Raw genomic sequence first — 26,144 nt, 5'->3', positions numbered from 1 at the left:
TTCAACAAAATAATCGACAATAATTGTAATCAATCGCGGCAACCGTGATCCGAGCCTTTCGGGTTGGCGACACCGGTTGTTCCCTTTAGCTAAAGCGCGCAAACTGCCACAATGGCCCGATGACACGCAGTCGAAGCCCCATCCTCGCAAGGCCAGCCACCCTGATTCTCATCTGGTGCCTTCTGCTGCTGGTTTCGGTCGGCGCATTGGCGGCCTGGCAATACCGGATGCTCAGCAACGAACTTGCCCAGGAGAGTTTTGTTCTGCACCGGCTGGCCTCGCAGCGGGCCGATCAGCACGATGCCCATATGACGGCGCTTTCGGCCATCGCGGTGGCTTCCGACGGCCGCAGCTTTGATCTGTTCCTTGACGTGGCGTCGACCATTGCCCGCTTCTATCCGCGCATCGACGAGATTCAGCTTGTTCCGCTGGACCCGCAGGCGAAAATCGTCGGCACGATGTCGCTCGATCCGGCCGCGGCGGGACTCGTACGCAAGGCGGCCCTGGCGTCTGATGGTCATATCGCGCTGCTGCCGCATCCTGGCCGTCCCGATCACTACATCATGGTCAAGCGCAGCCCCAACAGCGACGCAGCGCGCTACGGGCTCATGCTGGGCATCGACGCTGGCAAGCTGATCAGCGACGAGACACCGTTCTGGTCGCGGCCTGGCGTCACCACGCGACTATCCTTGCCCGATGGGCAGCGTGTGGTCGGGCCGCCCGCCATGCCGACCGCAATCGGTTTTTCGAGGCCGCTCGGCAGCGCCTCCCAGCCTCTCATTCTCGAAACCGGCGTAGAAATTGGAATCACGGACCTCCTCCCTCCCCTCCAGACGCTTCTGACGCTGTTTGCCGTCAGCCTTGCCTACCTCGCCGCCCTGAGCGCATTACGCCAGCGGGCTCGCGCGCGCGCCGCCGTTCAACAGGCGCGGCTCAGCGCCCTGGAATCACGCCTTGCCCATGCTTCCCGCGTCAATGCACTTGGCGAAATGGCGAGCGGCATGGCGCACGAGTTGACGCAACCGCTCACCGCCATCCTGGCGCAGGCACAAGCCGGACGCCGACTGGCCAGCAGAGGCGACCCGACCGCGCTTGCACCGGTTCTCGACGATACCGTCACCCAGGCCAAGCGGGCTTCCGCTATCCTGGAACGGTTCCGCAACTGGTCGCGACCGCAACACGAGCCGGCATCCGCTTTCGACTTGCGCAGCGCTTTGACCAACGTACAGACGCTGCTTGGACCGGAAGCGGCAAGGCGCGGCGTCCAATTGGATGTTCATCTTCCCGAGCGGCCAGTTGTGGTCGTCGCAGACCCGGTCGAAATGGAACAAGTCGCATTCAATCTGGTGCGCAACGCAATGGAGGCTCTGGGTGGCAAACAGGACGGTGCTGGACGCGTGACAATGGGGTTGAAGGACGACGGCTCTCGAGCCATTTTCGAAGTCAGCGACAACGGTCCCGGCGTTTCGGAAAGCATACAGCCGCAGCTGTTCACGCCCTTCGCCACAACCCGCGCAGGCGGCACCGGATTAGGCCTCTCGCTCAGCCAACGCTTGGTGGAACGTGCTGGCGGCGAAATCGTGCTGGTCGACAATGGTCCCGGCGCGACCTTCCGGGTGATGCTGCCGCGTGGACGGGAAAAATCGGAGGCAGCGCAATGAGCAGTCCTGTCTATCTTGTCGATGACGATGAGGCCGTGCGCAGCGCGCTCAGTCTCCTGCTTTCGACTGTCGATGTGAGAGTCACTGGCTTCGCCGACCCGCAGGCATTTCTGGCACAGGTCGCCCGGCTCGAGCCTGGCTGCCTCATCCTAGACATCCGCATGCCGGTCATTTCAGGGCTGAAGCTGCAGGAAAGACTGGCGGAACAAGGTGTGGACTGGCCCACCATCGTCATCTCCGGCCATGGCGACATCGAGGCCTGCCGGCGCGCCTTCCGCAACGGCGCCGTCGATTTCCTGTCAAAACCCATCGACGAGCAGGATCTGATCGACGCGATCCAGAAAGGCCAGCAGGTTCTGGAACGCACCTTGCGCAAGCGCGCCGAAACGGCGGAAACGATCACGTTGCTGGCCGCGTTGACCGCGCGAGAGAGCGAGGTGCTCGACCGTATCGCCTCGGGCTTCACCACCCGGCAGATCGCCGAGGGGCTTGGCCTGTCGCCGCGTACCGTGGAGAGCCATCGCGCGGCGATCGGCGCCAAGCTCGGCACGACATCGCAGGCCGAGATGACGCGGCTCTGGCTGGAAGGGCGTGAAACTCCGTAGAACTACGGAGCCGCCCGCAAGCCCTACGAATACCGGCTGCACCGATCGAACGGTATCTTTTCCACATCAACTGGACAGGAGACCATGATGATCCGCACTCTCGTACTTGCAGCCACTGTCGTCGCCCCGCTTGCCGCAACCGCGCAGGAACTGCCGACGACCCCTTATCTTCCGCTCGACCTGGCGACCAAGGCCGCCGACGCCGCGCTCAAGGCCTGCGTCGCCGAAGGCCACAATGTCAGCGTCGCCATCGTGGCGCGCGACGGCGCAACCAAGGTCCTGCTGAAGGGCGACAATTCCGGCCCACACACCGGCGCAAGCGCTGAGGGCAAGGCCTTCACTTCGGCAGCACTCGGCCGTGACACGGCAGGGCTTGCCGAATTCATCGCCGGCAAGCCGGCCAATGAGGGCATGCGCGATATGGACAGCCGCATGGTGATCCAGGCTGGTGGCCTGCCGGTCAAGTTCGGCAAGGCACTGGTCGGCGGCATCGGTGTGGGTGGCGCTCCTTCGGGCGATATCGACGCCAACTGCGCGGCCGCCGGATTGAAGGCCATCGGCGCCGCCGAATAAGCTTCCCTCCCTTGTAAACATCGTGTGGCCGCCATTGGCGGCCATACTCCATTACAGGACTTCAGATGGGCAAACTTCTCAGGACGCGCCCCGCCAATTTTTCCAAGGATAGCCCACCAGCGCCGGCGATCGCGAGCGTGAACATGCCGCCGGCAATCGCGAGATCCTTTTCGAAATGCAGCAATTCGTTGTGGTTGGCGAAATTCGTGTGAAACAGCGCTGCCGTGGCGACGCAGAACAGGCCGAGTGCGACGGCACCGAGCCGCGTCAGAAGGCCCAACGCCACCGACAGGCCCGCTGCGATCTGCAGCGCGATGGTCGCGACGACAAGTGGGACACCGATCCCGAGCCGCGCCATCGCGTTCACCGTACCCGCGAAATTCAAGGCCAGGGCGAAACCTTCATGCACGAAGATCAAGGCGAGCAGCACACGGCCGGCCAGCAGCACGAGATCCGTCAGATGAACCTTCCAGGTATTTGCTACCATCGACATGGCTAGCTCCGTCCAGAACAAGAAGGGCGGGCACCTTCGTGTCCGCCCGCCATTCTTTTATTTGGTCACCTTGGTCTGGATCGCCTGTTGCAGGTCTTCCAACTCCTCGCAGCCGCTCGGGCAGAGCTTTTGCAGCAAGGCCAACTGCTCCCTGGCCTTTGTCATGTCGCCTGTTTCGACATAGAGTTCGCCGAGATATTCCCGCGCCGCCTTGTGGTCGGGCTTCAGTTCGAGCGCTTTGTTGTAGTAGGTGAGCGCGGTGCTGTAATCGCCTGTCTTGCGCAGCGTGAAGCCAAGCAGATTGTAGACATCGGGCTGTTGCACGTCCTGCGCCAGATCGCGCAGTTCCGCGAGTGCCCCCTGATAGTCCTTCGCGTCGATCTTCGCCCTCACCGCGGTCAAGTCCGGGGCGTCCGTCGATTCAATATCGTCGACCGCATAGGCCGGCGGAAGCATCAGCCCGCTCGCGGCTGCCATCAGGCAGATGCCAGCCAGCATTCCAAGAAACCTTGTCATTGTCTTTCTTCCTTCTGCTTGCCGTCAGCTCTGGACGGTCGGCGTGAAGCCATAGGCGTTGCCGTCCTTGACGAAGGAACCGGTTCCCGGGAACGGAAAATGGGAGCCGCTGATCCTGATCTTGTCGGCTATGACCCGGTCGATAAGCTTGTGACGGGTGGCGATCGCGGTCGGGCCGTCCTGGTCGTAGCTGCCTTGCCATTCCGGATGCGGGGCAAGCAGCGCCGGCACATACATCGTGTCGGCGGAGACAAGGAACTGCTCGTTGCCCGATGCCACAAGGAAAACCGAATGGCCGGGCGTATGTCCGGGTGCCGCAATCAGCTGTATCCCAGGAGCGACTTCAGCACCGTCCTCGACCAGTTTCCAGTTCTTCCACTTCGGAAAATTCTCGGCGATGCGCTTTCCGGCGGGCTTACGACCCGCGGGCAGTTGTTCGACGCGACCGGGATCCGTCCACCACTTGTATTCCTTGGCATTGACGGTCAGTTCAGCGTTGGGGAATACCGGAGCGTTGCTACCCTTTTCCATCAGCCCCCAGACATGGTCCGGGTGGAAATGCGAAATCATGATGGTATCGATCGCCTTGTAGTCGATGCCGGCGGCGGCCATGTTGGCCGGCAGATGGGTAGCATTGGCCTGCCACTGGCCGACGCCCGATCCCGCATCCATCATGATCAGCTTGTCGCCGATCTTGAGCACAACGACAGTGAGTGGGATGGGCATGAAATCGGTCGGCAGGCCCGCTTTTGCCAGCGCGGCCTTCGTGTCGTCGACCGAGGCGTTGGCGATGAAGGCCGGATCGTGCGGCTTGCGCCAGATGCCGTCATAGATGGCCGTGACTTCGACCGAGCCGACTTTGTAGCGATAGAATCCGACTGTCGGCTCTATCGGAGCCGCAGCCGATGCCGGAGCAATGAATTCAAGCTTTCCAGCAATCCCGAAAGCCGTAGCGGCAGCTGCGGATCCGAGCACCATGCGACGTGTCATGTTGAACATCGTGATCTCTCTTGTCTGATGCAACGATTTGAAAGCGGCCGGATGATCATTCACCCTGGTGACAAGACCTGCCGCCTTCCGGATTTATTCCCGACCGTGAGATCTTTCTTTCGGCTGGTTCGCGAAGGCGTGATCGCGTTCGGATGTTCGAGGAGCGCGATTTCCAGCCGCTCCTCGAACAGGTGACGGTCAATCAATTGCCCCAGAGATCGTGATCGAAATCCATTGTGTCGATCTTGGCCTTGCCAGAGGCACCCGTCTTGATGCTGGTGTCGACATCCTTGCGCGGCTTGGAGACGGAAGCCGTCGTCGAGTGATCGACCGCAGCCATCGACATGGCGCCGGGGTCGTAGTGATCGCTTCCCGCAAAGGCGGTGCCGGTGGCGATGACGATGCTGAGCGTGGTGAGAGCAATCTTGATCATGTCTCAATTCCTTGCCTTTGGTTGACGCGTGCCGTCTTGGCGCCGCTACTGACAAGACCTTGATTGCTCTGATTTTATTCCCGCATTCCAATCTGTTTGTTTGGACTGTCGATCGATATCAGGAGCTATGTGCCGGGGCTCGCGCAATCATGCAAAATGAGGCGCACAAGCTCTGCTCGCACAGCAATCCCATGCGATCTTCTTCTCTCATTGTTCAGCTTTGCCGCTTCAGGCGAACGTCGGATCAGATCGCAGCTGCGGCCCGGAAACGGGTGACGAATTCGTCGAGCCCCGATCGCTCCATGTCCGTGATCGCCCAGTAGGCGAAGGCTCGGTCGCTCCAGCTCACCATCGAAAACCCATCCGCCGAACGGTCGACGGGGTTGCTCGCCTCGCCACCATTCCGGGGCTGGGCGACAAGCGTGATCAGATGTTCGTTGTGGCGGTAGACCAACGCGGGAATGGGTTGTCCGTCAACGACCTCCACCCGGCCTCCGACGAGCGCAAATCCGTCCTTGGCGAGGTCGGGAGCCGGTGGCGACATGCCAAGCCGGCCATCGAGCCAGGGTTTGACCGTATGCCGGTCCGACGAGACGACGTCGACAGGGTTGGCGGCAAGCAGGCTGCGGCGATGGCCACTTGCAACAGCGGCAGCAAAATCATCCGAGCCGCCAGTCATCGCCCATTGTGTTGCGCCACTCGCCACCACCGCGGTGATGGCGATCGAGGCGGCCAGGGCGCGCCAATCGAACGTTGCGGATCGTGCCGACCAGCCCCGAAAGGAACGTTCGGTACGGGAGTGTGATGACGGCGTGCGGAAGGGCAGAACGGATGGTTGCGGCGCCTGATGAGCATCGGCACCTCCGATAGCCTGGATGCGGCCCAGAAATGCCTTGCTCGGCTGCGGTTTCGGCAGCCTGTTCACGGCAACGCGCAAAGCCGCGATGCGCGCATGTTCGGCGGCAAGTTCAGGGTCGGCAGCGATGCGCCGCTCAACCGCCAAGGCGGTGGCCGCGTCAAGCTCGCCGTCGACCAGGGCATGGACCATCATCGTCATTTCCACCTTGTCCTCAGGCAAACCGTCTTTGTGCGCAGTCATCGCGCTCTCCCAAGGTCAGACATCAATTGGCCGCGCGCACGCGCCAGCCGCGACATTACGGTGCCGATCGGCACATCGAGCATGTCGGCAATCTCCCGATAGCTCAGGCCGTTTATGTCACGCAGCACGAGCGTTTCGCGAAACGGTTCCGGTAGCGCCGCGATCGCCCCCTCCAAAGCGGCCAGATCGGCTTTGGCAATCAGATTGGCTTCCGGACCGTCATCGTCAGGAGAGTGATCCCGATGCCCGGCGCTCATGTCGTCGAGATCGTTCAGATCACCAACGGCGACCACTTCGCGAGAACGGTTGCGGGCAAGCCACGTGTAAGAAGCGTTGCGCACGATGGTTAGAAGCCATGCCCGCGCGTTTCCGCCGGCATAGCCGCCGATCCCCGCATAGGCCTTCATGCAGGCCTCCTGCACGACGTCTTCGGCATCGGCTGCGCTGCCGGTGAGCCAGCGCGCCAAGGCAAGGGCATCGCCGAGATGGGGCATGACCACCTGGCTGAATCGAGCCTGCGCCTCGCCGTTCAACATGGCGATATCACACGCATTCCTCGCGGCCTTCCAGCGTTCGCGCAGAAACCATGCAGTGGATCGACGATACCCCTATTCGGCCGGAAAAGCCCTCGGCATTCGCAAAGCCGAAAACGCGGACGCAAATCGGGTCAAGACTGCTGCGGCGCATGATAACCTTCCTGTCTTGCGGATCATCCATGCAGAAGACCGCGCGACAGGGCAGATTATTCCCGACAGGGGACTATTTTTGTCCTTGGCAGCAAGACCGAGCCATATCTCAATGGCTTTGCCGTCTGAGCCATTGGCTTCGAGCCTCGTGTTCAGAGGCAAGTTCAGCTTCATCCCAGTAGCCGATCAGGATACCCGGCACGATGGCGGGATCGAAATGGCGCAGCTTGTCGTCATCGCCCGTGAGCCATCGGTCTTCAACGGTGATGCGGTTTTTCGGCGTGGCCAGCCAGTGGAACAAGGCTCCCCGCAGATTGGCGACTATGTCCGCGAATTCGGGTTTTTGTCCCAGGTCGCTGAGTTCATGAGGATCGTTGGCCCGATCGAACAGCATCGGCGGCACGCCTTCGCCATGGATCAGCTTGTAGCGCCCGTCCGTGATCATCAAGAGGCGGCAGTCGCTGAGAGGAAGGTCGAGCTTCAGCCTCGCAAGGTCGGCGCCATAGTCATACTCGCTGATCGCGTAGCGGCGCCAGTTATCCGGCTTTGGCCCATGCAGCAGCGGCGCCAGGGACCTTCCCTCCAGCACATGGGATTTCGGTTTGCCACCGAAATGATCGAGGAAGGTTGGAGCCAGATCGATCATCTCGACCAGTGCATCCGACGTCGTGCCACGCGTGCTGTCGGCCTCCCTGGACGGGTCGTAGACGATCATGGGAACTTTGACCGAAACATCGTGGAACATGTACTTCTCGCCGAGCCAATGGTCGCCGAGATAATCGCCATGATCCGACGTGAAGACGATCATCGTGTTCTCGAAGAGACCGCGTTCCTCCATGAAGGCGAACAGCTGGCCGAGTTGATCGTCGATCTGCTTGATCAGCCCCATGTAGCAGGGGATCACCTTCTCCCTGACCTCGTCCCGGGAGAAGTTTCGCGAATAGCGCTCCTGCTGGAACGCCTCGTAGACCGGGTTGGGCGCAACGCGTTCGGCTTCGCTGCGGACAGCGGGTTGCACGTCGTCCTTGTCGTACATGGCGTGGTAGGGTGCCGGCACGATGTAAGGCCAGTGCGGCTTGATGTAGGAAAGATGCGCGCACCACGGCTGCCCTGCGGCCTCCGCCTCCTCGATGAAACGCATCGCGCGACGCGTCATATAGGGCGTCTCCGAATGCTCCTCCGGAATGCGGGCGGCCTTGTCCGCATGGACCAGCAACCAGCCGTTGAGGTTCTCGCCTTGCTCGCCTTCGCCCGAGTTGGCCCAGTGCTCCCATGGGTTCTCGGCATCGAACCCCTGCTCCCGCAGATAGGCGTCGTAGGCCGGGTCGGGATCGTAGCTGCTTGACGGATGAAGCCCGTCATCGCGCTCATAGGGCTCGAACCCGCATTCGGAAAGATGGACCCCGATGACGGAATCGGCGCTGATGCCGAGACGCTCCATCCCTTCATGATCTGCCGTCATATGTGTCTTGCCGATCAGCGCGCAGCGCACACCGATCTCGCGCAGGTGATCGCCAAGCGTAGGCTCCCCCACGCGCAGCGGAACACCGTTCTGGGTGGAACCGTGCGAACGCATGTAGCGGCCCGTATAGGCACTCATGCGCGAGGGGCCGCAGACCGTCGACTGCACATAGGCGTTGGTGAAACGCACGCCCCGGCTGGCGAGACGGTCGATGTTTGGCGTGGCCAATGTTTTGTGCCCGGCGCAGCTCAGATAGTCGAAGCGCAGCTGGTCGCACATGATGAAAAGAACATTGCGGCGCATCGGTCACCTGTCGTTCTGTGTTTCTGTGGAGCGGTAGTGCCAAAAGAGCAGACGTCGCTCCAGTCGCTGGACCAGGTCGTTGACGATCAGGCCGACCACGGAAATGAAGGCTATTGCCGCCAGCCCATTGGCGATTTGAAAATTCTCCTGCTGACGCTGCAGGAAGACGCCGATGCCGTTAGTGGCAAGCAGCATTTCGGCCGTGACACTGACCAACAACGCCGAGGCGACGGCCAGCCGGACGCCCGTCGCGATCATCGGCAAGGACGCCGGCAGGTCGATGAACACCATCGTTTCGAGACGACGCAGGCGCAGGGAACGCGCCACGAGCGTAGCCATCGGATGCAGGGTCTTGGACGCCTCATACGTGTTCATGATCAGCGGAATGCCGGCGGCATAGGCGATGACCGCGATTTTCGCGGCATCGCCGGTTCCGGCAAAGAGCATCATGATCGGGACGACGGCCGGCGGAGGCAATGTCGCAAGCATGTCCAGGATCGGTTCCAGCACCGACCCAACCGCCTTCAGGCGGCCGAGCAGAATGCCCAGGGGAACCATCACGATCGCGGCAACGAAGAAACCCGCGGCAGCCCGCATCAAGGTGTACCCTATCTGCCCCACGATCTGCGGATAGAGCCGCCAGATGGAAACGGCCACCTGCCAGGGTCCAGGGAACAACGGCGTGGACGCACGCCACGCCAACACCTGCCAAGCGAGCAGAAGAACGACAGGCAGGACGAGAGCACTGTAGCCTTGGCGACTGCGTAGAATGCTCATGCCGCCTGCCCCGTCATGCGCGATTGCCAGCCCGCGAATTTCCAGCGCAATCCGTTGACGATCGTGTTCATGATCAGGCCGTTCACGGCACAGACGAACATCAGCGCGTAGACTTCAGGGATACGAATGGCGAAGGCCTTGCGGATGAGCAGGAATCCCAGGCCGTCGTGACCGGCAAGCATCTCGGCAACGACAACCGCGATCAGGCTGATGCTGGAGGCATAGCGGATTCCCGCAAAGATCTCGGGCATGGCTGCGGGAAGTTTGATTTGCCGCAGGATCTGCCACCTGCTCAGCCCAAGCATCTGGCCAGTACGGATCTGGACGTCCGACACGCTTGCGAGCGCTGCCACGCCATTGAAATAGGGGGGCCAGACCGTGACCAGAATGACGATGAAGGCATAGAGTTTGGGACCCAGTCCGAGCATGAACACGGCCATGGGCACCAGGGCTGCGGGTGGAATGGGCTGAACGAGTGCGGCGATGGGCGCGAAGCCGCGGCGGAAGGACGGGAAGAGATCGCCCAGCACGGCAAGGCCGATCCCCAGCATTGAAGCGGATGCCACCCCTATCAGGGCGCGGGAAATCGTGCGCAATTCGGCCGAAACAAGTTCGCCGGACATCATCATGTCGCGAAAGCCAGCGGCGATTGCGAGGATGCTGGGAAAGTACTTTTCCGGAACAAGGCCGAGCGAGGCGATGGACTGCCAGATCACAATGATGATCAGGAACGAGATGATGGCGCGGAACCCGGCCAAAATCTCCAGAAGCCGAAAAGATCCCATATTCAGGCTGCCGTGGCCGGTGCAGCGGTGCGCGACGACCGTATGCTCATCATGACGTCATGGCGCGCGGCAAGGAACCTGGGATCCTCACGTGTGGTGATCTGATCGCGTCGTTTGCCGAGGTTGATAGGGACCTCGTGGTCCACGACAGTCGGGCGCCGCGTCAACACCACGACGCGGTCGGCCATATAGACGGCTTCCTCGACATCATGCGTCACCAGTAAGCAGGTTTGCTGGAAACGCACTGCGAGATCGAGCAGGAGGTCCTGCATGTCGGCACGTGTCTGCGCGTCGACCGCGGCCAGGGGCTCATCCAGCAGCAGCAGTTCGCTTTGCGATGCCAGCCCGCGCGCAATGGCAACCCGCTGCTGCATGCCTCCCGACAGCTGCCAGGGATATTTGTCTTCAAAGCCTTGAAGACCGACAGCTTCCAGCATTTCCTGGGCCTTGTCCCGCTTTTGCGCCGAAGACAGCCCTTCCACCCGCACCATGCCGAAGGCCACATTGTCGCGATTGCTCTTCCAGGGGAAAAGCGAACGTGAATAGTCCTGGAAGACCACGGCCACGCCGCGTGGCGGCGCGGTCACGGGCCGTCCATTGAAGGTCACCGTGCCGGTGCTTGCCTTCTGCAACCCGGCAAGCGCAAACAGCAAGGTTGTCTTGCCGCATCCAGATGGGCCGACGATCGAGACGAACTCACCTCTGCCCACGGCGAACGAGATGCCCCCCAGCACCTGAAGCGCATCCCTGCCCACGCCATAAGCTTTCGCCAGCTGCCGAGCTTCCAACACCACGTCCAAAGTTCCCTCCCTCGGCAGCCGTTCCCGCTCCTTCAGGGAGCCATGTTGGAGACCATGTCCGTTACAGGAACCTCCTGGGTCAGCATGCCCGCGCGCTTCATGGCATCGAGCAGGACCTGGACCTCAGCCTCGGAAATAGTCAGTTCGGGCTTCACCACCGGCAGTTTGAAATCCTTGGCGGCCTCGGACGTCAAACCGAGGAATTCGGTTGCCGCAGCCTCCATAGCTCCCCTGTCCGCCAGGAGCTTCTGGCGGGTTTCGAAGATCACCTTGCCGAACGTCTTCAACGTATCCGGATTCTTGGCAATGAAGTCGTCGGTCGCGAAAATGACATCGTTCAGCACCGGTTCGCGCTCGTCGGCGAGCACACCCTCCGCAAGGATCTTGACGCCGACGGCCTGGTTCTTGGCGATCGATGAAAAGAACGGATTGACGGTACATGTCGCGTCGATCGCGCCCTGTTCGAGAGCAGCTTCCTGCTGTGGAAACGGCAACACGACCAGTTCGACATCTTCCATCTTGAGGCCCGCCTTGGCCATGTGATCGCTTAGCGTCAGCACGCAAAGCGAACCGTTCGCGTTGACGGCCACCTTCTTGCCTTTCAGGCCGGCGAGGTCTGCAATGCCCGAAGCCTGCGACGCGATCAGCCAGGAGAATTTCTTGTCCGGATCGACCTCGTGGCCCAAGGCCATGACCATCTTGACGTTGATGCCGTTGATGCGGGCGTTGATCGGCGGCACCGGCGAAGCATAGCCGACGTCGGCCGAGCCGGATGCGATTGCGGCAACCACGGCAGGTCCGCCCTGGACTTCCGTCAGTTCGACATCCAGCCCGGCTTTGGCGAAGTCTCCATTCTTTTGCGCGACAAGGATGGGCAGGTCGGAATCGGCGAGCAGATAGGCAAATCTCAGCTTGGCGTTTTCCGCACCAGCCGCGCCCATACCGGCGGCCAGAGCGGCTCCGGCAATGAGAGCAGCGGCAATCTTGCAGGCGATCCGTCTTCCGAAAAGTATCGGCATGATGTTCTCCTCCATGGTCCCTTCTTGCGGGGAGCCAGTTTTCGTGGCACGTTTTTATTTGATAATATCAAGGATAATTACCTGACAATGTCAACCAATAATCTAGAGCGATATGACGATGAAATGGAGGCCACACCGCCGCCATGGGTCTATCCCCGCGACATCCGCGACATGTTCTCGTACCGGCTGGCTTTGCTGACCAAGGTCAACGATCGGCAGGCTCACGCGATGCTCATGAGCGACTACGGGCTTACGCTGGGCGAATGGCGAACACTGGCGGCAATTCACTATCTCGAAAAGCCGTCCGTCCGCGCCGTGGCGCACGCGACGCAACAGGATGAGGCTCAGGTAAGCCGCTATGTGACCGGATTGATCAAGCGGGAATTGTTGACAAAAACAACAAGCACCGAGGACCGTCGTTCGATCCTTCTGGCGCTTACGACCACCGCAGAGAAACTCTACACGGAGGTGATGGATTTCGCCTGGAGACTGAACCGTGACATGTTCGTCGACCTCTCCAAGCGGGAACAGCAGACGCTGGTAAAACTCCTCGACAAGCTGTTCCAGTCGATCAATCGCTGAAGGACGCCAACCGGAATTTCCGGTGGCGTCCCAGCAGTGAAGTGATGATCAGTCCCGGTTGAATCCCATGCGGGCAAAACGCGCCGGATCGGTGCGCTGCAGACGCAGGGCAAGCATGTACCCCACGATTGCGGCAGCAGGGATCAACGACGGCAGGATGATGCCGAGCGCGCCGCCCGTCGTTCCGGTCAGATCGCCGAAATGCAGGAAAATGTAGACAAAGAGCCCGGCCATCACCAAGCCGGACACCAGCGGCAGGATGAATGTCGTGAGGGCAGAGCCCTTGTGACCTGACTGGCGGAAGAAGGCGATCACCGCGACCGAGGTGACGGTCATCATAGCCAGAACGCCCAGCGTACCGATCTGGCTGATCCAGGTGAACATGTTGAGCACCGGATCCAGACCCAGTCCGGCAAACAGCGCCAGCACGATCAGCGCCCCGGCAGTCTGTACCACCGAACCGACATGCGGGCTCTGGTGCGTGTCGTGCGTCTGGCCGAACACCTCTGGCAACAGGCCTTCACGACCTGCCACATAGCTGTAGCGCGCGATGTAGTTGTGGAAGGCCGAAAGTGCCGCGAACAGACTGGACACCAGGAGGATGCCGGCAATCGTGGCCACCGGGCCGCCGGCATACTGGCCGGCCAGATCGAAGAAGAAGATCGAAGGATCGGGCAGCGCCTGGATCGTCGGAACCAGCTTGTCGGCACCGATGCCGACAATCAACAGCCAGGTCGTGAAGATGAAGAAGATGCCGATCATCAGCACCGACAGGTAGGTTGCCCGCGGTATCGTCTTTTCCGGATCGCGCGCCTCTTCGGCATAGATCGTCGTTGCCTCGAAACCGATGAAGCAACCCATGCAGAACAGGATCGCTGCCGTCAGCGAACCCGAGAAGATCGCGTTCTGGTCGAAGAAATTCATTGAGAGCCCGTTCGCCCCACCCTTGCCGAGAATGGCGAAGTCGACGATCAGCACCACCAGATATTCCAGCGCCACCACGAAGACGAGGACCTTGGCCGACAGGTCCACCTGCCGGTAACCGAGAAAACCGACCAGCAGAAGGGCAAGAAGGCTCCAGCCCCACCACGGCAGCATTAGGCCGAACTGGCCGAAAATGCCGCTGGCGATGCCGCCGAACAGGCCGATCAGGCCGAACTGCATCGCATTGTAGGCAACGAGCGCGGTGACAGCCACCGCGCCGGCGGCGCGACCGCCCAGGCCACGCGCCGCATAGGCATAGAAGGCGCCTGCATTGGTGACGTGACGCGACATGGCGACATAGCCGGCAGCGAAAGCCAGCATGACCAGGGTCACGAAGACGAATGTCGCCGGGACGCCGGTGCCGTTCCCTAGCATGAACGCCAGCGGCATCGCTCCAGCGACGCCGGTCAGCGGCGCTGCCGCCGAAATCACCATGAAGGTGACCGCAATCAGTCCCAGCGAATTCTTTCGGAGCTGATTGCTCCCTCCACTATTGATGTCGATAGCCTCTTCCTGAGCCATATTCCCTCTCCCATTTGTCACCGTTTTGCGGTGCTTATTGTGATGTTTGTCGAAACGACTTCCTGCACTTCGAAATGAAATCCATCGCCAGCCTGCTGCGGCAGTCGTCGCGCTTTGCAACCGCGATAACAGCGCCTTCGGGGAAATCGTCATCGAGCGGTACGGCGCGGATCTCCGTGCCGTCAGGACCGATCTTGTTCTGGGGGTCTTGCGGAACGATCGAGTAGCCCAGGCCTTGCGCCACCAAGCCACGCACCATCGCCAAAGAAGGCGACTGCAGCCGGATCTGCGGCTTCAACTGGTTGCGTTCGAAAAAGGCAGCGACAGCGCTTCGCACGGATGGATAGTCGAGCAGGATCATCGGCAAGTCGGCGACATCGGCCAACCGCAGGCTTGATTTCGCGGCCAGCGGATGATCCGCGTTCAGCAGCACGTGAGGTGCCGGAGGGCATATCACTTCGGTGTCGAACTCAGGCTCGTCCACCATCCCGAAAGTGATCGCCGCTTCGATCTTGCCGGCACGCATCTGTTCCAGCAGGTCATCGTGATCTGCCTCCAACAGGCTGAGATCGACGGCTGGCGACTGACTGGCAAAGTCTGCGACGAGGGATGGCACGAACTCCGGCCCAAGCGTGATGAAGAAGCCAACGCGCAGCTGGTTTTCGGGGCTGTGTGACTGGTGATCGTCCGGCGCGATCGGAACGGCGCGGCGATAGCCCCGATTGGCGTAGACCAGCGGCGAGCGTTGCCTGGACAGCTCGATCTGCTCGACCTCGCCGATGAGGATAAAATGCGTGCCCCAGAGCAAGGCGGTCTTGAGTTCGCAATCCAGCGAGACGATGGCGTCGTCGATGATCGGTGCCCCGGTTGTGCCAGCATGCCAGGGGATCGCGCTGAACCTGTCGTCGTTCAGATGTTTGAGACGGCCCGAAAACAGGTCTGAAACAAAGCTTTGGTTGCCGCTCAGCACGTTGGCGCAGAACCGCTTGTTCTTTCTGATCGCCTCGCCGGCGGGACTGAGATGATGGATGCTGACCAGCAGCGACGGCCGGGTCGTGTCCGCCGAGACCGACGTCATCGATGAAACGGTGACACCGAACCGCCCTGCATCCCCATCCGTCGTCACCACGGTGACGGCGGAGGCGACCCGGCTCATGCCTTCCAGGAAATGGGCACGCAGGTCCGTATCCATGCAGTTCACCCCAAATCGAAGAAACGTTCCAGCTCCACATCGGGAATCTTGCGCCGGAACTCGTTGTGCTGGCTTTCACGCGTTGAGGAAAACGCCTCGACGAAGCGCGCTCCGAACCAGTCCTTGGCAAAGGCGGAGCCTCGCAGCCTTTCGATCGCCTCGGGCATGGAGCGTGCGAAATCGCGCGCCGGCTCCTGGCTATAACCATTGCCGATGGTCTCGGCCTCGGGTTCGATCTTTTCCAGGATCCCCGCCACGCCCGCGGCAACGGTTGCGGCAACCGTGAGATATGGATTGGTGTCGGCGCCCGGCAGACGGTTCTCGACGCGGAGCGACCCCGCGTCGTGCCCCACGATGCGGAAGCAGGTGGTGCGGTTCTCGTAGCCCCAGCTGAGACCGGGTGGAGCGAATGTGCCCGGTGCAAACCGGCGATAGGAGTTGACCGTCGGCTGGAACAGAAGAGTCAGGTCGCCGATATAGGTCTGCAGGCCGCCCAGGAAATGACGGAACGTCTGCGACACGGCGTTCTTCTGGGACGGGTCGTGGAAAACCGACTTGCCGTGGCGGTCCTTCAGCGAGACATGCACATGGATCGACTGACTGTCGGCCGCTTCCGTCCAGCGCGGCATATAGGTGACGCATTTGCCTTGCCGCTGTGCGAGCGCGCGCAGGAAGTTCTTCAGGAGCACCAGCTGGTCTGCCGGCTCCAGCCCCTCGCCCGCCGCGATGCAGGCCTCGAGGAACCCGCCGCCGATTTCCTCGTGCATCTTGGCGAGATCGATGCGCAACGGCTCGCACATCGCGGCAACCGCTTCGTACCATTCCGTCTGTTCGACCTGATAGAGCACGAGATCGTGGCTGTTGTGATGCGTCGCGGTCTTGAGATTGCGATAGCCCTTGGCGCGCGCGCTCTCCGTCGTCTCATCGAACAGCGTGTATTCCAGCTCCATGCCGTAGCGGGGCACATATCCCGCGTCACCGACACGATCGAGAACCCGCTTGAGGATCGAACGCGGGCAGAGTTGCGCCGTCTCGCCCGAATAGTTGGACAGCACCAGGAGATCGTGTCCGGGCTTTGACCAGGGCAAGCGCCGCGTCGTCGTCGTATCGAGAACGAGCGGGTCGTCATGGAAGTCCGACGTTCCGTCGGTCACGCCGGGAACGACCTGGATCACGTCGGTCGGATCGAGCGCCAACGTGACGGGCGACATGCCCATGCCGCTTTTGGCGATGCCTTTCAGGCTGCCGGCAGAAACCATCTGCCCGCGCAAAAGGCCGTTTGTGTCGACCATCGCAACCGTAGCGAACCGGCTGGTCGGATCGGCCAGATATTCATCAACTGTCATGTTCCACCTGCTGCAGGGAATTGGCGCCTATGAGCGCTTCTAATGTGGCAACGTCCTCTGCCGGCCGGGTCGAATAGGCCTTCAGGAAAACGCGCAAGCCGTTGTTCACATAGCGTTCGATTTCGGCCCGGCTCGGCCGATGGTCCGGCATATAGAGGGCCTGGTTTCTGGGCGCCGACAGGATCAGGCCCCAGAGATCCTGGGCCGCCAGTTCCGCGTCATCGAAAACCAGCTGGCCGTCCGCACGACGGCCCTCGAGATATTCCATGATGCCGCGCAACAGCCGGTCGGGACCTGACTCCTGGTAGGCATGACCGATCTCGGGGAAGCGATGCACCTCGCCGATGATGAGGCGGGCAAGCGACAGCAGATCGGGGCGCAGGACCGTATCGGCATAATCCCATGCGAATCCCAGAAGATCGGCGACCATGCCGTCGCCGGAAGGATGCTGGAAGAACTCCAGCATCAGGTCGCGCTCGCCCAGCAGCATGGCCGAGAACAGCGCCTCCTTGGATTCGAAATACTGGTATAGCGTCGGCTTCGACAGACCGGCCTGGATGGCAACCGCATCCATGGTTGCGCCCGAGTAGCCGGTCTCGGAAAACACCTTCAGCGCAGCATCCAGGATACGCCGTTCGCGAATGATCCGGTTCTGTTGACGGCGCGGAAGAATGGTCATGTCGGCAGCTTCCCAAGGAATTCCAGCAGGACGCGGTTATACACCTCTGGCTGCTCCACATTGCAGACATGCCCGGCATCCATGATGGTTTCGTAGCGCACGTCAGGCATCGGGGCCTGATCCAGGATGCGGCGCGCAACCCCACGGATCTCGGTCGGGGAAGCCAGCCTGTCATGTTCGCCCGTCATCATGAGAACCGGCATGTCCAGGCGCGAAAAATCGAACCGCTCCGGCGGGTTCGTGAAGCACATAAGCGCATCGCGATAGGTCGTGGCCGGTATCGCCGCCATGGACTGCAACAACTGCGCCTTGGTCACATCCGACGCGTTCGGACCGGCCAGCACCTTCACGACCGATGGCGCGAAATCAGCAGGAGTTTGGCCGGCATCGATCGGCACCAGCCGGCTGACGCGAAAGGCTTCCCGCTCCTCAACACCCGCTTCCGACATGCCAGTGCAGCCGCCGGACAGCACCAGACCCGCCAGCAGGTCCGGATGACGCATGGCAAAGGATGTGGCGATCCAGGAACCATAGGAAAGACCGACCAGAACCAGCCTGTCCGCACCCAGTGCCTCTCGAACGTGCAGGATGTCGGCACAATAGTCATCGACGGTGGATTGGTCCGGGCCGAGCGTACTGTCGCCATATCCGCGCAGATCAAGCGCAGCCGCCGACATGATGCTTCCGGCAGCAGTCAGTTGCGGCAGCCAATTGGCGCGTCCGCCACCGATGCCATGCAGGAACAGGCAAAGCGGTCCCTGTTTCCTGGGCGTGACCGTCAACGCCAGGCGCGGTGCCTCTCCAAAGCTCAAATCCTCGACTTCGACCGACGGAAACACTGCGCCGACCTGAGTTTCGGCCTGACGTTCAGCCTGTTTGGAAAGCGCATCGATCCCGGCTTCGAAAATCGGCTTGGTCCCTAGGCAGACTGAAGCGGCGCGCGCTGCATCCGGCGCTTCCACATCGGCGGTCCATTCGATGCTGCTGCCGCCGTCCTTGGCCGGTGAGACCGTGAAGCGGGCATCATAACGGTCGATGCCGGCAATCCCCTCCAGATGGGTATAGGCAAGCGAGCGATCGCTATCGCTGAGAAAGGTCAGGCGCTCGCGATAGAGCGTGTCCTCGCCGTGCGCGGTAAATGCACGAACCAGCGATCCTCGCGCGTCCCGTTCGGCGCGGATGGTTGCGACCCCCGGATGCCAATGCCCGCAGAAATCGCGGGCAACGGCCCATACCGCCTCTGGCGAGGCGGAACTGCGGCCGATGACCTGGACCCGATCGCGCGCCATGGTGGTTAGCGGACCGCCCGGGCGCCGCTGCCACTGTCGCCTCGCCACAGCGAGGTACGGGCGCCGCCCTCGTCACCCGGGGCATGGTCGAGCTCATCCATTTCGTAGAGGGAGAGCACGCCGAGATAGTCCTCCATGATCTCGGAGGTGAACGGCAGCATCAGCGCGCCGCAGCGGCTGTCGCGATACATGCGCTCCAGCGGCAGCGACTTCAGCATCGACTGCCCCCCGCATGTGCGGATCGCCATCGAGGTCATCTCGGCAGCACCTTCCATCACATTGTACTGGGCGGCATACATTCGCTGCACTTCGGCCTTGTTGGGGAACCCCTTGGATTCGCTGAAAGCCTGCCACCACAGAGCGCGCATGTTGGCGAGCCGCGCGTACATCTTGCCGACGGCGATGCGCTTGGTGGCATACATGCGGCGGTCGACCGGAGGCTGGCCGGGTATCTTGCCCTTGAGGTAGTCCACCATGAAATCATAGGCGCCCTGCGCGACGCCCATATAGGTGGGCGAGAGCGTGATCATCATGTGCGGCCAGTTGGGGAGCGTCTTGTTGAAGATGCCGCGCGGCATCAACAAGTCATCGGAGCGGACGAAAACGTCCTTCAGGATCAGGTCACGGCTGTTGGTTCCGCGCATGCCGAGCGGGTCCCAGTCGCCTTTCACCGACAGGCCCGGCGTGTCCTTGTGGACGACGAACAGCATGGTGTCCTCGTGCCGCGGCTCCTGACCTTCGAACACTTCGGTGCAGACGATGGTGTAGTAGTCGCAATAGCCGGCCAGCGAAGCGAATTTCTTAAAGCCGTTGATCATCCAGCCGCCATCCACCTTGCGGCACTGCGTCTGGTTGGGCTTCGAGGTCCAGTTCTGTCCGCCTTCGGAGATCGGCTGCGAGAAGATCGCCTTCTCGGCGATGGCGCGACGAAACTGACGCTCGCGCAACGGCGCGAAGGTCGCTTTCTCCTCAGGCGTCAGGTTCGGCATCTCGAACATGAAACGCGACCATGCCATCGACGAATTGTGCATGTTGAAGGTCAGCGCGGTGGCACCGCAATATTTGCCGATTTCGGCGCCGACCATGGCGTATTCGAACATCGAAAAGCCCCAGCCGCCGAATTCCTGCGGGATGCAAAGGCCGAGAAAGCCTTCTTCGGCGAGATCCCTGTAGTTCTCGACCGGGAAGGAAGCATCGTCGTCCACGCCTTTGGCACGGCCGGCGAAACGCTCGCGACCGAGTTCGTTGACGCGGTTGAGAACTTTCTGGACCTCCGGCCGGATGCGCGACAGGTCGTAATAGTCGGTAATTTCACTCATTCTCGGTCTTTCCTAAGAGGCGTCAAAGCGCCAGTTCGCCCTGCAGGACGCCGTCCTTGACGACGACCGTTCCGTCGAGCGTGATCGTGCAATTGCGCATCGGCAGATCGAAGTGGCCGAGCGTGTAGCGGCCCGCATATTGGTTGGCCCCTGTCGACCAGAGGAACGATCCTGCCAGCGCGCGAAACTCGACGGCCTGCATATCGCGCTTGTCATACATAGCAGCCGACACCCAGCGTGCGCGCGGATGCATGCCCCAGCCGACATGGCTCATGCCGTAGGCGTTGCGGTCTTCCCAGGCTTCCATGTATTCGCGGAAATGAATGGCATCGATGCCGTCGCCCTTGATCGCAGTGACGAAGTCGTTCTCGACCGTGAAGTCGATGCGGCTGGTCAGCGTGCTCTTGAACGTCAGGTTCATGTCCCCAACGTCCATGACGATGCGGCCGTTGACGCTGTTCTGGCCCGGAAAGGCCAAGCACAGGCCGCCCGGCCAGTGTGCGACGTCACCTGGCTTGGTGCCGAAGCCCGGCGTACCGCCACAAGGCGCACCGCGCAGATCGATGACAAGATCCGTACCGGCGGCGGAAGTGACGCGCATCTCCTTTGCATCGCGCAGCATCTGCACACCCAGTGCCACCTTCGGGCCAAGCTCGACCATCGGCTCCGTGCGTTCGAGAATCTCCGGATGTTCGTTGCAGACCACCAGCAGGCGTGTGTTGCCGGCTTCCTCGATCTCCGGCCATTCCGGAGCGTGGATCAGCCCCTCCACCGTGCAGTCGACGATTACGTCGACGCGCTTCAGCGCTTCGATGACGGCGCGGTTCTGCTGGATGGCCCAGGACGTGCCGGTCGACTTCACCGGCACCGGTGCCGTCTGACGCGGCGTCGGCATCTGAATCATGCAGTATTCCGCGCCGAGATCGTGCAGCGCCAGATCCGAAAGATGAATGAGAACAGGCCGCGACTGCGTCTCCGACAACACGGCCACCTTGGTGCCTGCACCGATGGCGTTGAGCGCGAAAACCCGGCGGAAGCTGGCAAGCCACTTCCCTTCGATGCGTTCCTGCAGCATCGCTTCCTTCCCATTGATGTATCGCTGTTTTTGCGATTTTCTTTACTTGTCAGTTAAGTTTTATCGCCGCGCGCAATTTGTCAATAGGATTTTCGAAAATTATGGCTTGTCCGACAGAATCTCCGCGAAGGCGGCCTGATGTTCACGCCAGGTCGGGCGGACCAGGCTGAAGGTATCGCGGCTGCGGACGTAATCGCTGCCGTAGGAACGGGCGACGAGGTCGAGTTTCGGGGTGTCGATATGCGCCCGCTCAGGGTCGAGCACGAACTGATCGGCTATGTGTACCGTTCGCACATGGCCAATGACGACAAGCTGCGTCGGCCCTGTTTCGACCGTCGACAGGGAAACGCACTCGAAGGCGACAGGACTTTCGGCAATACGGGGCGGGCGCACCCTGTCGGAAGCCAGGGTTTCCAGTTCCGCCAGCCTCAGTTCCTCGATCCCGGGCGGCGCATCGATCGAGGTGATGTTCATGGCCCGCACAAGCCTCTCGGGCACAAGGTTGACCACGAACTCGCCGGTATCGAGGATGTTGCGGGCGGTATCCTTGAAGCCTCGTTCCGGGCTGGCGAGGATGCCGAGCGCTATGGTGGGCGGCGCCGATCCCATGACATTGAAAAAGCTGTAAGGAGCAGCATTCACGCGGCCCTCGGCATCCTGCGTCACCACCCAGGCAATTGGCCTCGGCATGACGGTGGCGGCAAGGAGCTTGTAGGCGTTTTGCGTGCCGACATCCTCGAGGTCGAAACGCATCAGGCCTCACGCACCGCCGGCTTTGCCCGCGTATCCACGACGAGGCTGAAGACATCCGGTCTCGCATAGTGGCCCGTGACATCGAAGTCGAATTTCGCACGCATGACTTCGCCCGGATCGATATCGGCATAGAGGATCGTCTCGCCGGTGAAATCGGGACCTGCGAGAACCTTGCCGAGCGGACTGATGATGGCAGAGCCGCCACGCATCATCACCAGATCCGGATCGTCGCCCAATGCACTTTCGTGGTCGGAGCCATACGCCCCCCGCGTGATGTATTGGCAGGCGGTGAGCACGAAAGTGCGCCCTTCGAGCGCGATATGCTGCATGCTCGGCAGCCAGGTATCACGATCGTCCGCCGTAGGCGCGCAGTAGAGCGTCACGCCCTGGTGGTACATGTGCATGCGCAAGGCAGGCATGTAGTTTTCCCAGCAGATCACGGCGCCGATCGTGCCGATATCGGTACGAAACACCGGCATGGTGGAGCCGTCGCCGAAACCCCAGATCAATCGCTCTCCAGCCGTCGGCATCAGCTTGCGATGCTTGCCGACCAGTCCCCTTTCGCCATCGAAATAAAGCACTGTGCAATAGAGTGTGGCTCCATCGCGCTCGATGACACCGATGACGGCAAAAGCTCCGGTTTCCGCCGCAGCTTCAGCCAGTAGCGCCACTTCCTCTCCATCGAGGTCGATCGCACCGGCGTGGTAGTGGGCAAAGGCGGCACGCCCCTCGGGCTTCCTCATGCCGACGGGTGCGCCGAAGCTTGCTCCCTTGGGATAGCCGCCGACCAGTGCCTCCGGGAAGACAACAAGCCTGGCTCCGTTCGCCGCCGCTTCACGCAAGCGCACAGCCGCCGCTTCAGCGGTGGCGCGCGCATTGTCCGGCACGGAAGCCATCTGAACGACAGCCGCTTTGAATGTCTGGGTCATGGGCGTTACTCCGGTGTTGCGTCGACGACGGGATGCCGCAGCGAACCAATGCCTTCCACGCAGGCGACGATGATGTCTCCGGGCCACATCCATTCCTGCGGACTGCGCCCCGCGCCGACACCTTCAGGCGTGCCTGAGGCAATGATATCTCCCGGCTCCAGGGTGATGCCCGAGGATATGTCCGCAATCAGGTCGTCGACCTTGAACAGCATATGACGCGTGTTCGAGCGCTGCTTCTCCACGCCGTTCACTGTAAGCCAGAGATCGAGTGTCTGAGGATCCGGCATCTCGTCCGCGGTGACGATACACGGACCGAAGGGAGCATAGCTGTCCTGTCCCTTGGAAAAGATCCACTGTCCCGCCCGTCTGTTATCGCGAGCCGAAACGTCAATCATCACGGAATAGCCGAAGACATGACGCAGCGCATCCTGCCTGGCGACGCGCCTGGCCGTGGTGCCGACGATCACTGCCAATTCCACCTCCCAGTCGAGTTGCTGGGTGATCTTGCCGTTATGCTCTATCCCCTCCCCGGGCCCGATGACCGACGTCGGCGGTTTCGAGAAGATCACGGGCTGCTTGGGCAGGTCCTTCGCGGTATCGAGCGACTTTGCGCTTTCAGCGACATGCTCGACATAGTTCAGCCCGATGCCGAAGATGTTCTTGCGTGGCCTGGGGATCGGAGCCAGCAGCTTCACATTGGCCAGCGCCATCGCCGTTCCCGTCGGGAACCGGCCATTGGCCGCAGCCAGACAATCACGCAGCGTCTCCAGGCCAGGCCGACCGGCATCGATCAGATCCAGCATGCTTGCAGGCAAGGCCTTGCCCTGCGACGCGGCCAGGGCCGCGACGTCGACCACCAGATCGTCGACGATCACGCCAAGCCTTGCCGCAGCCTCGACCGAGGCGCGATAGGTCACAAGTTTCATTATGTTTTTCCTTAGAGAAGCGGCTGGAAGCCGCCATTGTCACCGAAGGCCTGCTCGCGATAGAGGCCGAGCGCCCGCATCACCGGGAGATCCGACAGGCAGAACAGGCAGGCATCGTCACCTTCCGAGCCGTTGACATGCTCGTGCCACACCCAGGACGGCACGCAGAAGATGTCGTGTTCCTGCCAGTCGTAGCGCTTGCCGTTGATGATGGAATGGCCTTTGCCCTTGGCGACATGATAAAGGCCGCTGCCCGTATGGCGGTGAGCCTTTGTGTGCTCTCCCGGGCGCAGCATCTGCATGCTTGCCCCCATGGTCTGCATGACAGGCCCTTGCGTCACCGGATTCATGTACTCCATCAGCACACCGTCGAAGGGCGAACCCTCCGTACAGGCCGAATACTTCGTCAGCGCTTCGTAGGTCGGAGCCCATTCATACTTGAACATAGGGCTGTAGCCCTTGTCCCATCCCTGCCCCGTCGGCTTCAGCCCGGGGTTGCCCCAGGTCTTGGTCATGTCGTCGACCGCGAATCCGACCGCCTGACGCAGATCGGGATGCACTTCGTAGAAATTCGCTTCCATCGCATTGACGAATGGGATGTCCAGCCCGTCCTGCCAGATGCAGGGTGAACCGGAAGCCTCGACGCCATGTTCGTGCCAGGTGCCGTTAGGGGTCAGCACGAAATCGTTCGCGCCCAGTGTCATCTTGTGACCATCGACAACCGTATAGGCGCCGGAACCTTCCATGATGAAACGGATCGCGGAAGCCGAATGGCGATGCGCGCTGGCGACTTCGCCCGGGTTCATCACCTGCAGCCCCGCATAGAGCCACCCGACGGCCGCCGCAAATTCGGTTCGGCCGGGATTGTTCAGATAGATTACCCGACGGCCCGCCTTTTCCGGCGTCACCAGTTGCACCGAACGCAGGACATGCTCGCGCAGATCCCGGTAACGCCAGACGACCGGCACTGATTGCGACTTCGGCTCCCACGGCTCGATCTTGTTTGCGACGGTCCAAAGCGCGCCGGCTTTGAAACGCTCGAGGTCCTCGTAGTACGCCAGCAGCTCAGGCGTATCCTCGACATTTGCCCGCCCGGCGACATCCTCCCGATGGTTCTCGCGCGATTTCATCATCGAACCCTCCTGTTCGCAATCCGGTTGACTACCAGCATGGGTCATCACTTTTTCGAAAGCAATAATTATTTTCGAAAATATTTGGAATTGCCGACAAACAGAGCCCTGGGCTAGTGTCCCAGACAAAGGAATCTTGTCATGACCCTTGCCGAGAAAGCTTACGACGCCCTGCGTCACGATATCATTCGCGGCGAACTGGCCCCAGGGCGGCCGCTGCGCCTCTCCGATCTCAGCGAGCGCTACGACATGGGGTTTTCACCCCTTCGGGAAGCACTGAACCGCCTGCACGCGGAGCGCTTGGTGACAGCGGAATCCCTACGCGGCTTCCGCGTGGCACCGCTGTCGCTCGATGAGCTGCACGATGCGGTGAACGTGCGCATCAAGATCGAATGCGACGCGCTTCGCGCTTCAATTGAGCTCGGCGACGACAATTGGGCGGCAGGGATCGTATCTGCCCTTTACGCCCTCAACCTGCAGGTCGGCCGAACTGGTCCGGACGCCGATATCTGGACGCTCGAGGCACGGCACTATGCTTTCCATCGCGCCTTGCTGGCCGCCTGCAATTCGCCTTGGACGCTGGAGTTCTTCGAGCGTCTTTATGCAGCGACGGAGCGCTATCGAATTCCGACGCTGCTGGCTGCAACGCAGCCTTCCGGACGGGACGTGCAGGCAGAGCATGGCGCCCTTGCTCAAGCGACGCTTGATCGCGACGCGGAGACGGCAACGGCGCTGTTGGAAGCGCATTATCGAAAGACCGCCAGCTATTTGACCAATGTCTTTGGCGCGAATGAACCTGACGGTCTTGCCGCGACCGGGTAAACAACCGAAAACCTGGCCTCGTCGAACCTAGTACCCCGCACAGATTGCGTTTTTCCGCCTGCCATCTGGCGGAGAGGGTTCCTTTTGCCGAGCGTGGCTGGATACCCACCCAAGTTGGTGGAACTTAGCTCGGCCATTCGGGGTTATTGGATATCCTTTATTGCGATGGTGTGTGGTGGGGATCGCAGATGACAGGCAGCGAGGCTGCCAGACTGGTCAGCGATGAGCAGAATACACCCGGCCCGAGAAGGGCGTCGTTTCGCAACCGCGGACAATTTGTCATACCGCGGGCACAGTATAGCTGTCGGCTGCGCACTCCTGGCGCTGATCGGCTCAGCGTCTCTGGGCACCCCGGCGAGCGCGCACAACGCGCCCTCTGGCTGGAGTTACGATA

At 61.3% G+C, this 26,144-nt stretch carries 27 protein-coding genes; 5 read left to right on the top strand and 22 right to left on the bottom strand.

Translation table 11 applies throughout. The features are described 5' to 3' along the window. The first annotated feature begins 119 nt into the window (after positions 1-119). The 3 genes from ACFWXH_RS09135 to ACFWXH_RS09125 all read left to right on the top strand — a co-directional run bounded on the left by ACFWXH_RS09135 (position 120) and on the right by ACFWXH_RS09125 (position 2,839). Entirely contained in the window at positions 120-1,661 is a 1,542-nt protein-coding gene (locus ACFWXH_RS09135) for a sensor histidine kinase (protein ID WP_379119454.1), read from the top strand. Continuing rightward, positions 1,658-2,266 (top strand): response regulator transcription factor, encoded by a 609-nt coding sequence (locus tag ACFWXH_RS09130; protein ID WP_379119452.1) that lies wholly within the window; start codon positions 1,658-1,660, stop codon positions 2,264-2,266. The genes ACFWXH_RS09135 and ACFWXH_RS09130 overlap by 4 nt, the downstream gene beginning before the upstream one ends. A gap of 87 nt (positions 2,267-2,353) precedes the next feature. After that, positions 2,354-2,839, top strand: a complete 486-nt coding sequence (locus ACFWXH_RS09125) for a heme-binding protein (protein WP_379119450.1) — start codon at positions 2,354-2,356, stop codon at positions 2,837-2,839. Positions 2,840-2,900: 61 nt separating this feature from the next. Here the strand turns inward: ACFWXH_RS09125 and ACFWXH_RS09120 are convergent, their stop codons facing one another. The 11 genes from ACFWXH_RS09120 to ACFWXH_RS09070 form a co-directional block, all read right to left on the bottom strand. Then, the gene (locus ACFWXH_RS09120) at positions 2,901-3,332 is read right to left on the bottom strand and encodes a DoxX family protein (protein ID WP_379119448.1); all 432 of its coding nucleotides are present in this window, start codon (positions 3,330-3,332) and stop codon (positions 2,901-2,903) included. A gap of 57 nt (positions 3,333-3,389) precedes the next feature. Then, entirely contained in the window at positions 3,390-3,830 is a 441-nt protein-coding gene (locus tag ACFWXH_RS09115) for a tetratricopeptide repeat protein (protein ID WP_379120882.1), read from the bottom strand. 42 nt (positions 3,831-3,872) lie between these two features. Beyond that, positions 3,873-4,847, bottom strand: a complete 975-nt coding sequence (locus tag ACFWXH_RS09110) for an MBL fold metallo-hydrolase (protein ID WP_379119446.1) — start codon at positions 4,845-4,847, stop codon at positions 3,873-3,875. Positions 4,848-5,040: 193 nt separating this feature from the next. After that, entirely contained in the window at positions 5,041-5,271 is a 231-nt protein-coding gene (locus ACFWXH_RS09105) for a hypothetical protein (RefSeq protein WP_379119444.1), read from the bottom strand. A gap of 244 nt (positions 5,272-5,515) precedes the next feature. Further along, positions 5,516-6,370 (bottom strand): anti-sigma factor family protein, encoded by an 855-nt coding sequence (locus ACFWXH_RS09100; RefSeq protein ID WP_379119442.1) that lies wholly within the window; start codon positions 6,368-6,370, stop codon positions 5,516-5,518. After that, entirely contained in the window at positions 6,367-6,906 is a 540-nt protein-coding gene (locus tag ACFWXH_RS09095) for a sigma-70 family RNA polymerase sigma factor (RefSeq protein ID WP_379119440.1), read from the bottom strand. The genes ACFWXH_RS09100 and ACFWXH_RS09095 overlap by 4 nt, the downstream gene beginning before the upstream one ends. A gap of 259 nt (positions 6,907-7,165) precedes the next feature. Beyond that, positions 7,166-8,821 (bottom strand): alkaline phosphatase family protein, encoded by a 1,656-nt coding sequence (locus ACFWXH_RS09090; RefSeq protein WP_379119438.1) that lies wholly within the window; start codon positions 8,819-8,821, stop codon positions 7,166-7,168. A gap of 3 nt (positions 8,822-8,824) precedes the next feature. After that, positions 8,825-9,598 carry an ABC transporter permease gene (locus tag ACFWXH_RS09085; protein ID WP_379119436.1) on the bottom strand — a complete coding sequence of 258 codons (774 nt, stop codon included), beginning with the start codon at positions 9,596-9,598 and terminating at the stop codon, positions 8,825-8,827. Then, a complete protein-coding gene (locus ACFWXH_RS09080; RefSeq protein ID WP_379119434.1) occupies positions 9,595-10,383 on the bottom strand; it encodes an ABC transporter permease in 789 nt (262 codons plus the stop codon). Before ACFWXH_RS09080 ends, ACFWXH_RS09085 begins: the two co-directional genes overlap by 4 nt. A gap of 2 nt (positions 10,384-10,385) precedes the next feature. Further along, a complete protein-coding gene (locus tag ACFWXH_RS09075; RefSeq protein ID WP_379120880.1) occupies positions 10,386-11,174 on the bottom strand; it encodes an ABC transporter ATP-binding protein in 789 nt (262 codons plus the stop codon). A gap of 41 nt (positions 11,175-11,215) precedes the next feature. Then, entirely contained in the window at positions 11,216-12,202 is a 987-nt protein-coding gene (locus tag ACFWXH_RS09070; RefSeq protein WP_379119432.1) for an ABC transporter substrate-binding protein, read from the bottom strand. Between the two features lie 87 nt (positions 12,203-12,289). Between ACFWXH_RS09070 and ACFWXH_RS09065 the strand changes: the two genes are divergently transcribed. After that, positions 12,290-12,784, top strand: a complete 495-nt coding sequence (locus ACFWXH_RS09065; protein WP_379119430.1) for a MarR family winged helix-turn-helix transcriptional regulator — start codon at positions 12,290-12,292, stop codon at positions 12,782-12,784. Positions 12,785-12,832: 48 nt separating this feature from the next. On the opposite strand, the gene ACFWXH_RS09060 is transcribed toward ACFWXH_RS09065, so the two are convergent. The 11 genes from ACFWXH_RS09060 to ACFWXH_RS09010 all read right to left on the bottom strand — a co-directional run bounded on the left by ACFWXH_RS09060 (position 12,833) and on the right by ACFWXH_RS09010 (position 24,931). Beyond that, on the bottom strand, positions 12,833-14,290 hold the full coding sequence (locus ACFWXH_RS09060) for an APC family permease (RefSeq protein WP_379119428.1): 1,458 nt from the start codon (positions 14,288-14,290) through the stop codon (positions 12,833-12,835). A 34-nt stretch (positions 14,291-14,324) separates the two neighbouring features. Continuing rightward, positions 14,325-15,482, bottom strand: a complete 1,158-nt coding sequence (locus tag ACFWXH_RS09055) for a LysR substrate-binding domain-containing protein (protein WP_379119426.1) — start codon at positions 15,480-15,482, stop codon at positions 14,325-14,327. A gap of 5 nt (positions 15,483-15,487) precedes the next feature. Further along, positions 15,488-16,828 (bottom strand): glutamine synthetase family protein, encoded by a 1,341-nt coding sequence (locus ACFWXH_RS09050; RefSeq protein WP_379119424.1) that lies wholly within the window; start codon positions 16,826-16,828, stop codon positions 15,488-15,490. Next, positions 16,818-17,507 carry a TetR/AcrR family transcriptional regulator gene (locus tag ACFWXH_RS09045; protein ID WP_379119422.1) on the bottom strand — a complete coding sequence of 230 codons (690 nt, stop codon included), beginning with the start codon at positions 17,505-17,507 and terminating at the stop codon, positions 16,818-16,820. The genes ACFWXH_RS09050 and ACFWXH_RS09045 overlap by 11 nt, the downstream gene beginning before the upstream one ends. Then, positions 17,504-18,796 carry an alpha/beta fold hydrolase gene (locus ACFWXH_RS09040; RefSeq protein WP_379119420.1) on the bottom strand — a complete coding sequence of 431 codons (1,293 nt, stop codon included), beginning with the start codon at positions 18,794-18,796 and terminating at the stop codon, positions 17,504-17,506. Before ACFWXH_RS09040 ends, ACFWXH_RS09045 begins: the two co-directional genes overlap by 4 nt. A 5-nt stretch (positions 18,797-18,801) precedes the next feature. Further along, positions 18,802-20,115, bottom strand: coding sequence for an acyl-CoA dehydrogenase family protein (locus ACFWXH_RS09035; protein WP_379119418.1), 1,314 nt, complete (start codon positions 20,113-20,115; stop codon positions 18,802-18,804). A 22-nt stretch (positions 20,116-20,137) separates the two neighbouring features. Continuing rightward, positions 20,138-21,190, bottom strand: a complete 1,053-nt coding sequence (locus ACFWXH_RS09030; RefSeq protein WP_379119416.1) for a peptidase M29 — start codon at positions 21,188-21,190, stop codon at positions 20,138-20,140. A 99-nt stretch (positions 21,191-21,289) separates the two neighbouring features. Then, the gene (locus ACFWXH_RS09025) at positions 21,290-21,943 is read right to left on the bottom strand and encodes a flavin reductase family protein (RefSeq protein WP_379119414.1); all 654 of its coding nucleotides are present in this window, start codon (positions 21,941-21,943) and stop codon (positions 21,290-21,292) included. Beyond that, positions 21,943-22,872 carry a carbon-nitrogen hydrolase family protein gene (locus ACFWXH_RS09020; protein WP_379119412.1) on the bottom strand — a complete coding sequence of 310 codons (930 nt, stop codon included), beginning with the start codon at positions 22,870-22,872 and terminating at the stop codon, positions 21,943-21,945. Before ACFWXH_RS09020 ends, ACFWXH_RS09025 begins: the two co-directional genes overlap by 1 nt. Positions 22,873-22,877: 5 nt before the next feature. Continuing rightward, on the bottom strand, positions 22,878-23,798 hold the full coding sequence (locus tag ACFWXH_RS09015; protein WP_379119410.1) for a fumarylacetoacetate hydrolase family protein: 921 nt from the start codon (positions 23,796-23,798) through the stop codon (positions 22,878-22,880). 11 nt (positions 23,799-23,809) lie between these two features. Further along, positions 23,810-24,931 (bottom strand): cupin domain-containing protein, encoded by a 1,122-nt coding sequence (locus ACFWXH_RS09010; protein WP_379119408.1) that lies wholly within the window; start codon positions 24,929-24,931, stop codon positions 23,810-23,812. 138 nt (positions 24,932-25,069) lie between these two features. On the opposite strand from ACFWXH_RS09010, the gene ACFWXH_RS09005 reads away from it, so the two are divergent. Then, positions 25,070-25,750, top strand: coding sequence for an FCD domain-containing protein (locus ACFWXH_RS09005; RefSeq protein WP_082407172.1), 681 nt, complete (start codon positions 25,070-25,072; stop codon positions 25,748-25,750). The last annotated feature ends 394 nt before the right edge of the window (positions 25,751-26,144 follow it).

Origin of the sequence: Mesorhizobium sp. NPDC059054, from assembly GCF_042739215.1 — a bacterium.
Lineage (GTDB): Bacteria > Pseudomonadota > Alphaproteobacteria > Rhizobiales > Rhizobiaceae > Mesorhizobium.
Note: the sequence above shows the minus strand (reverse complement) of the source record. Positions and strands in the feature narration are given on the sequence as shown.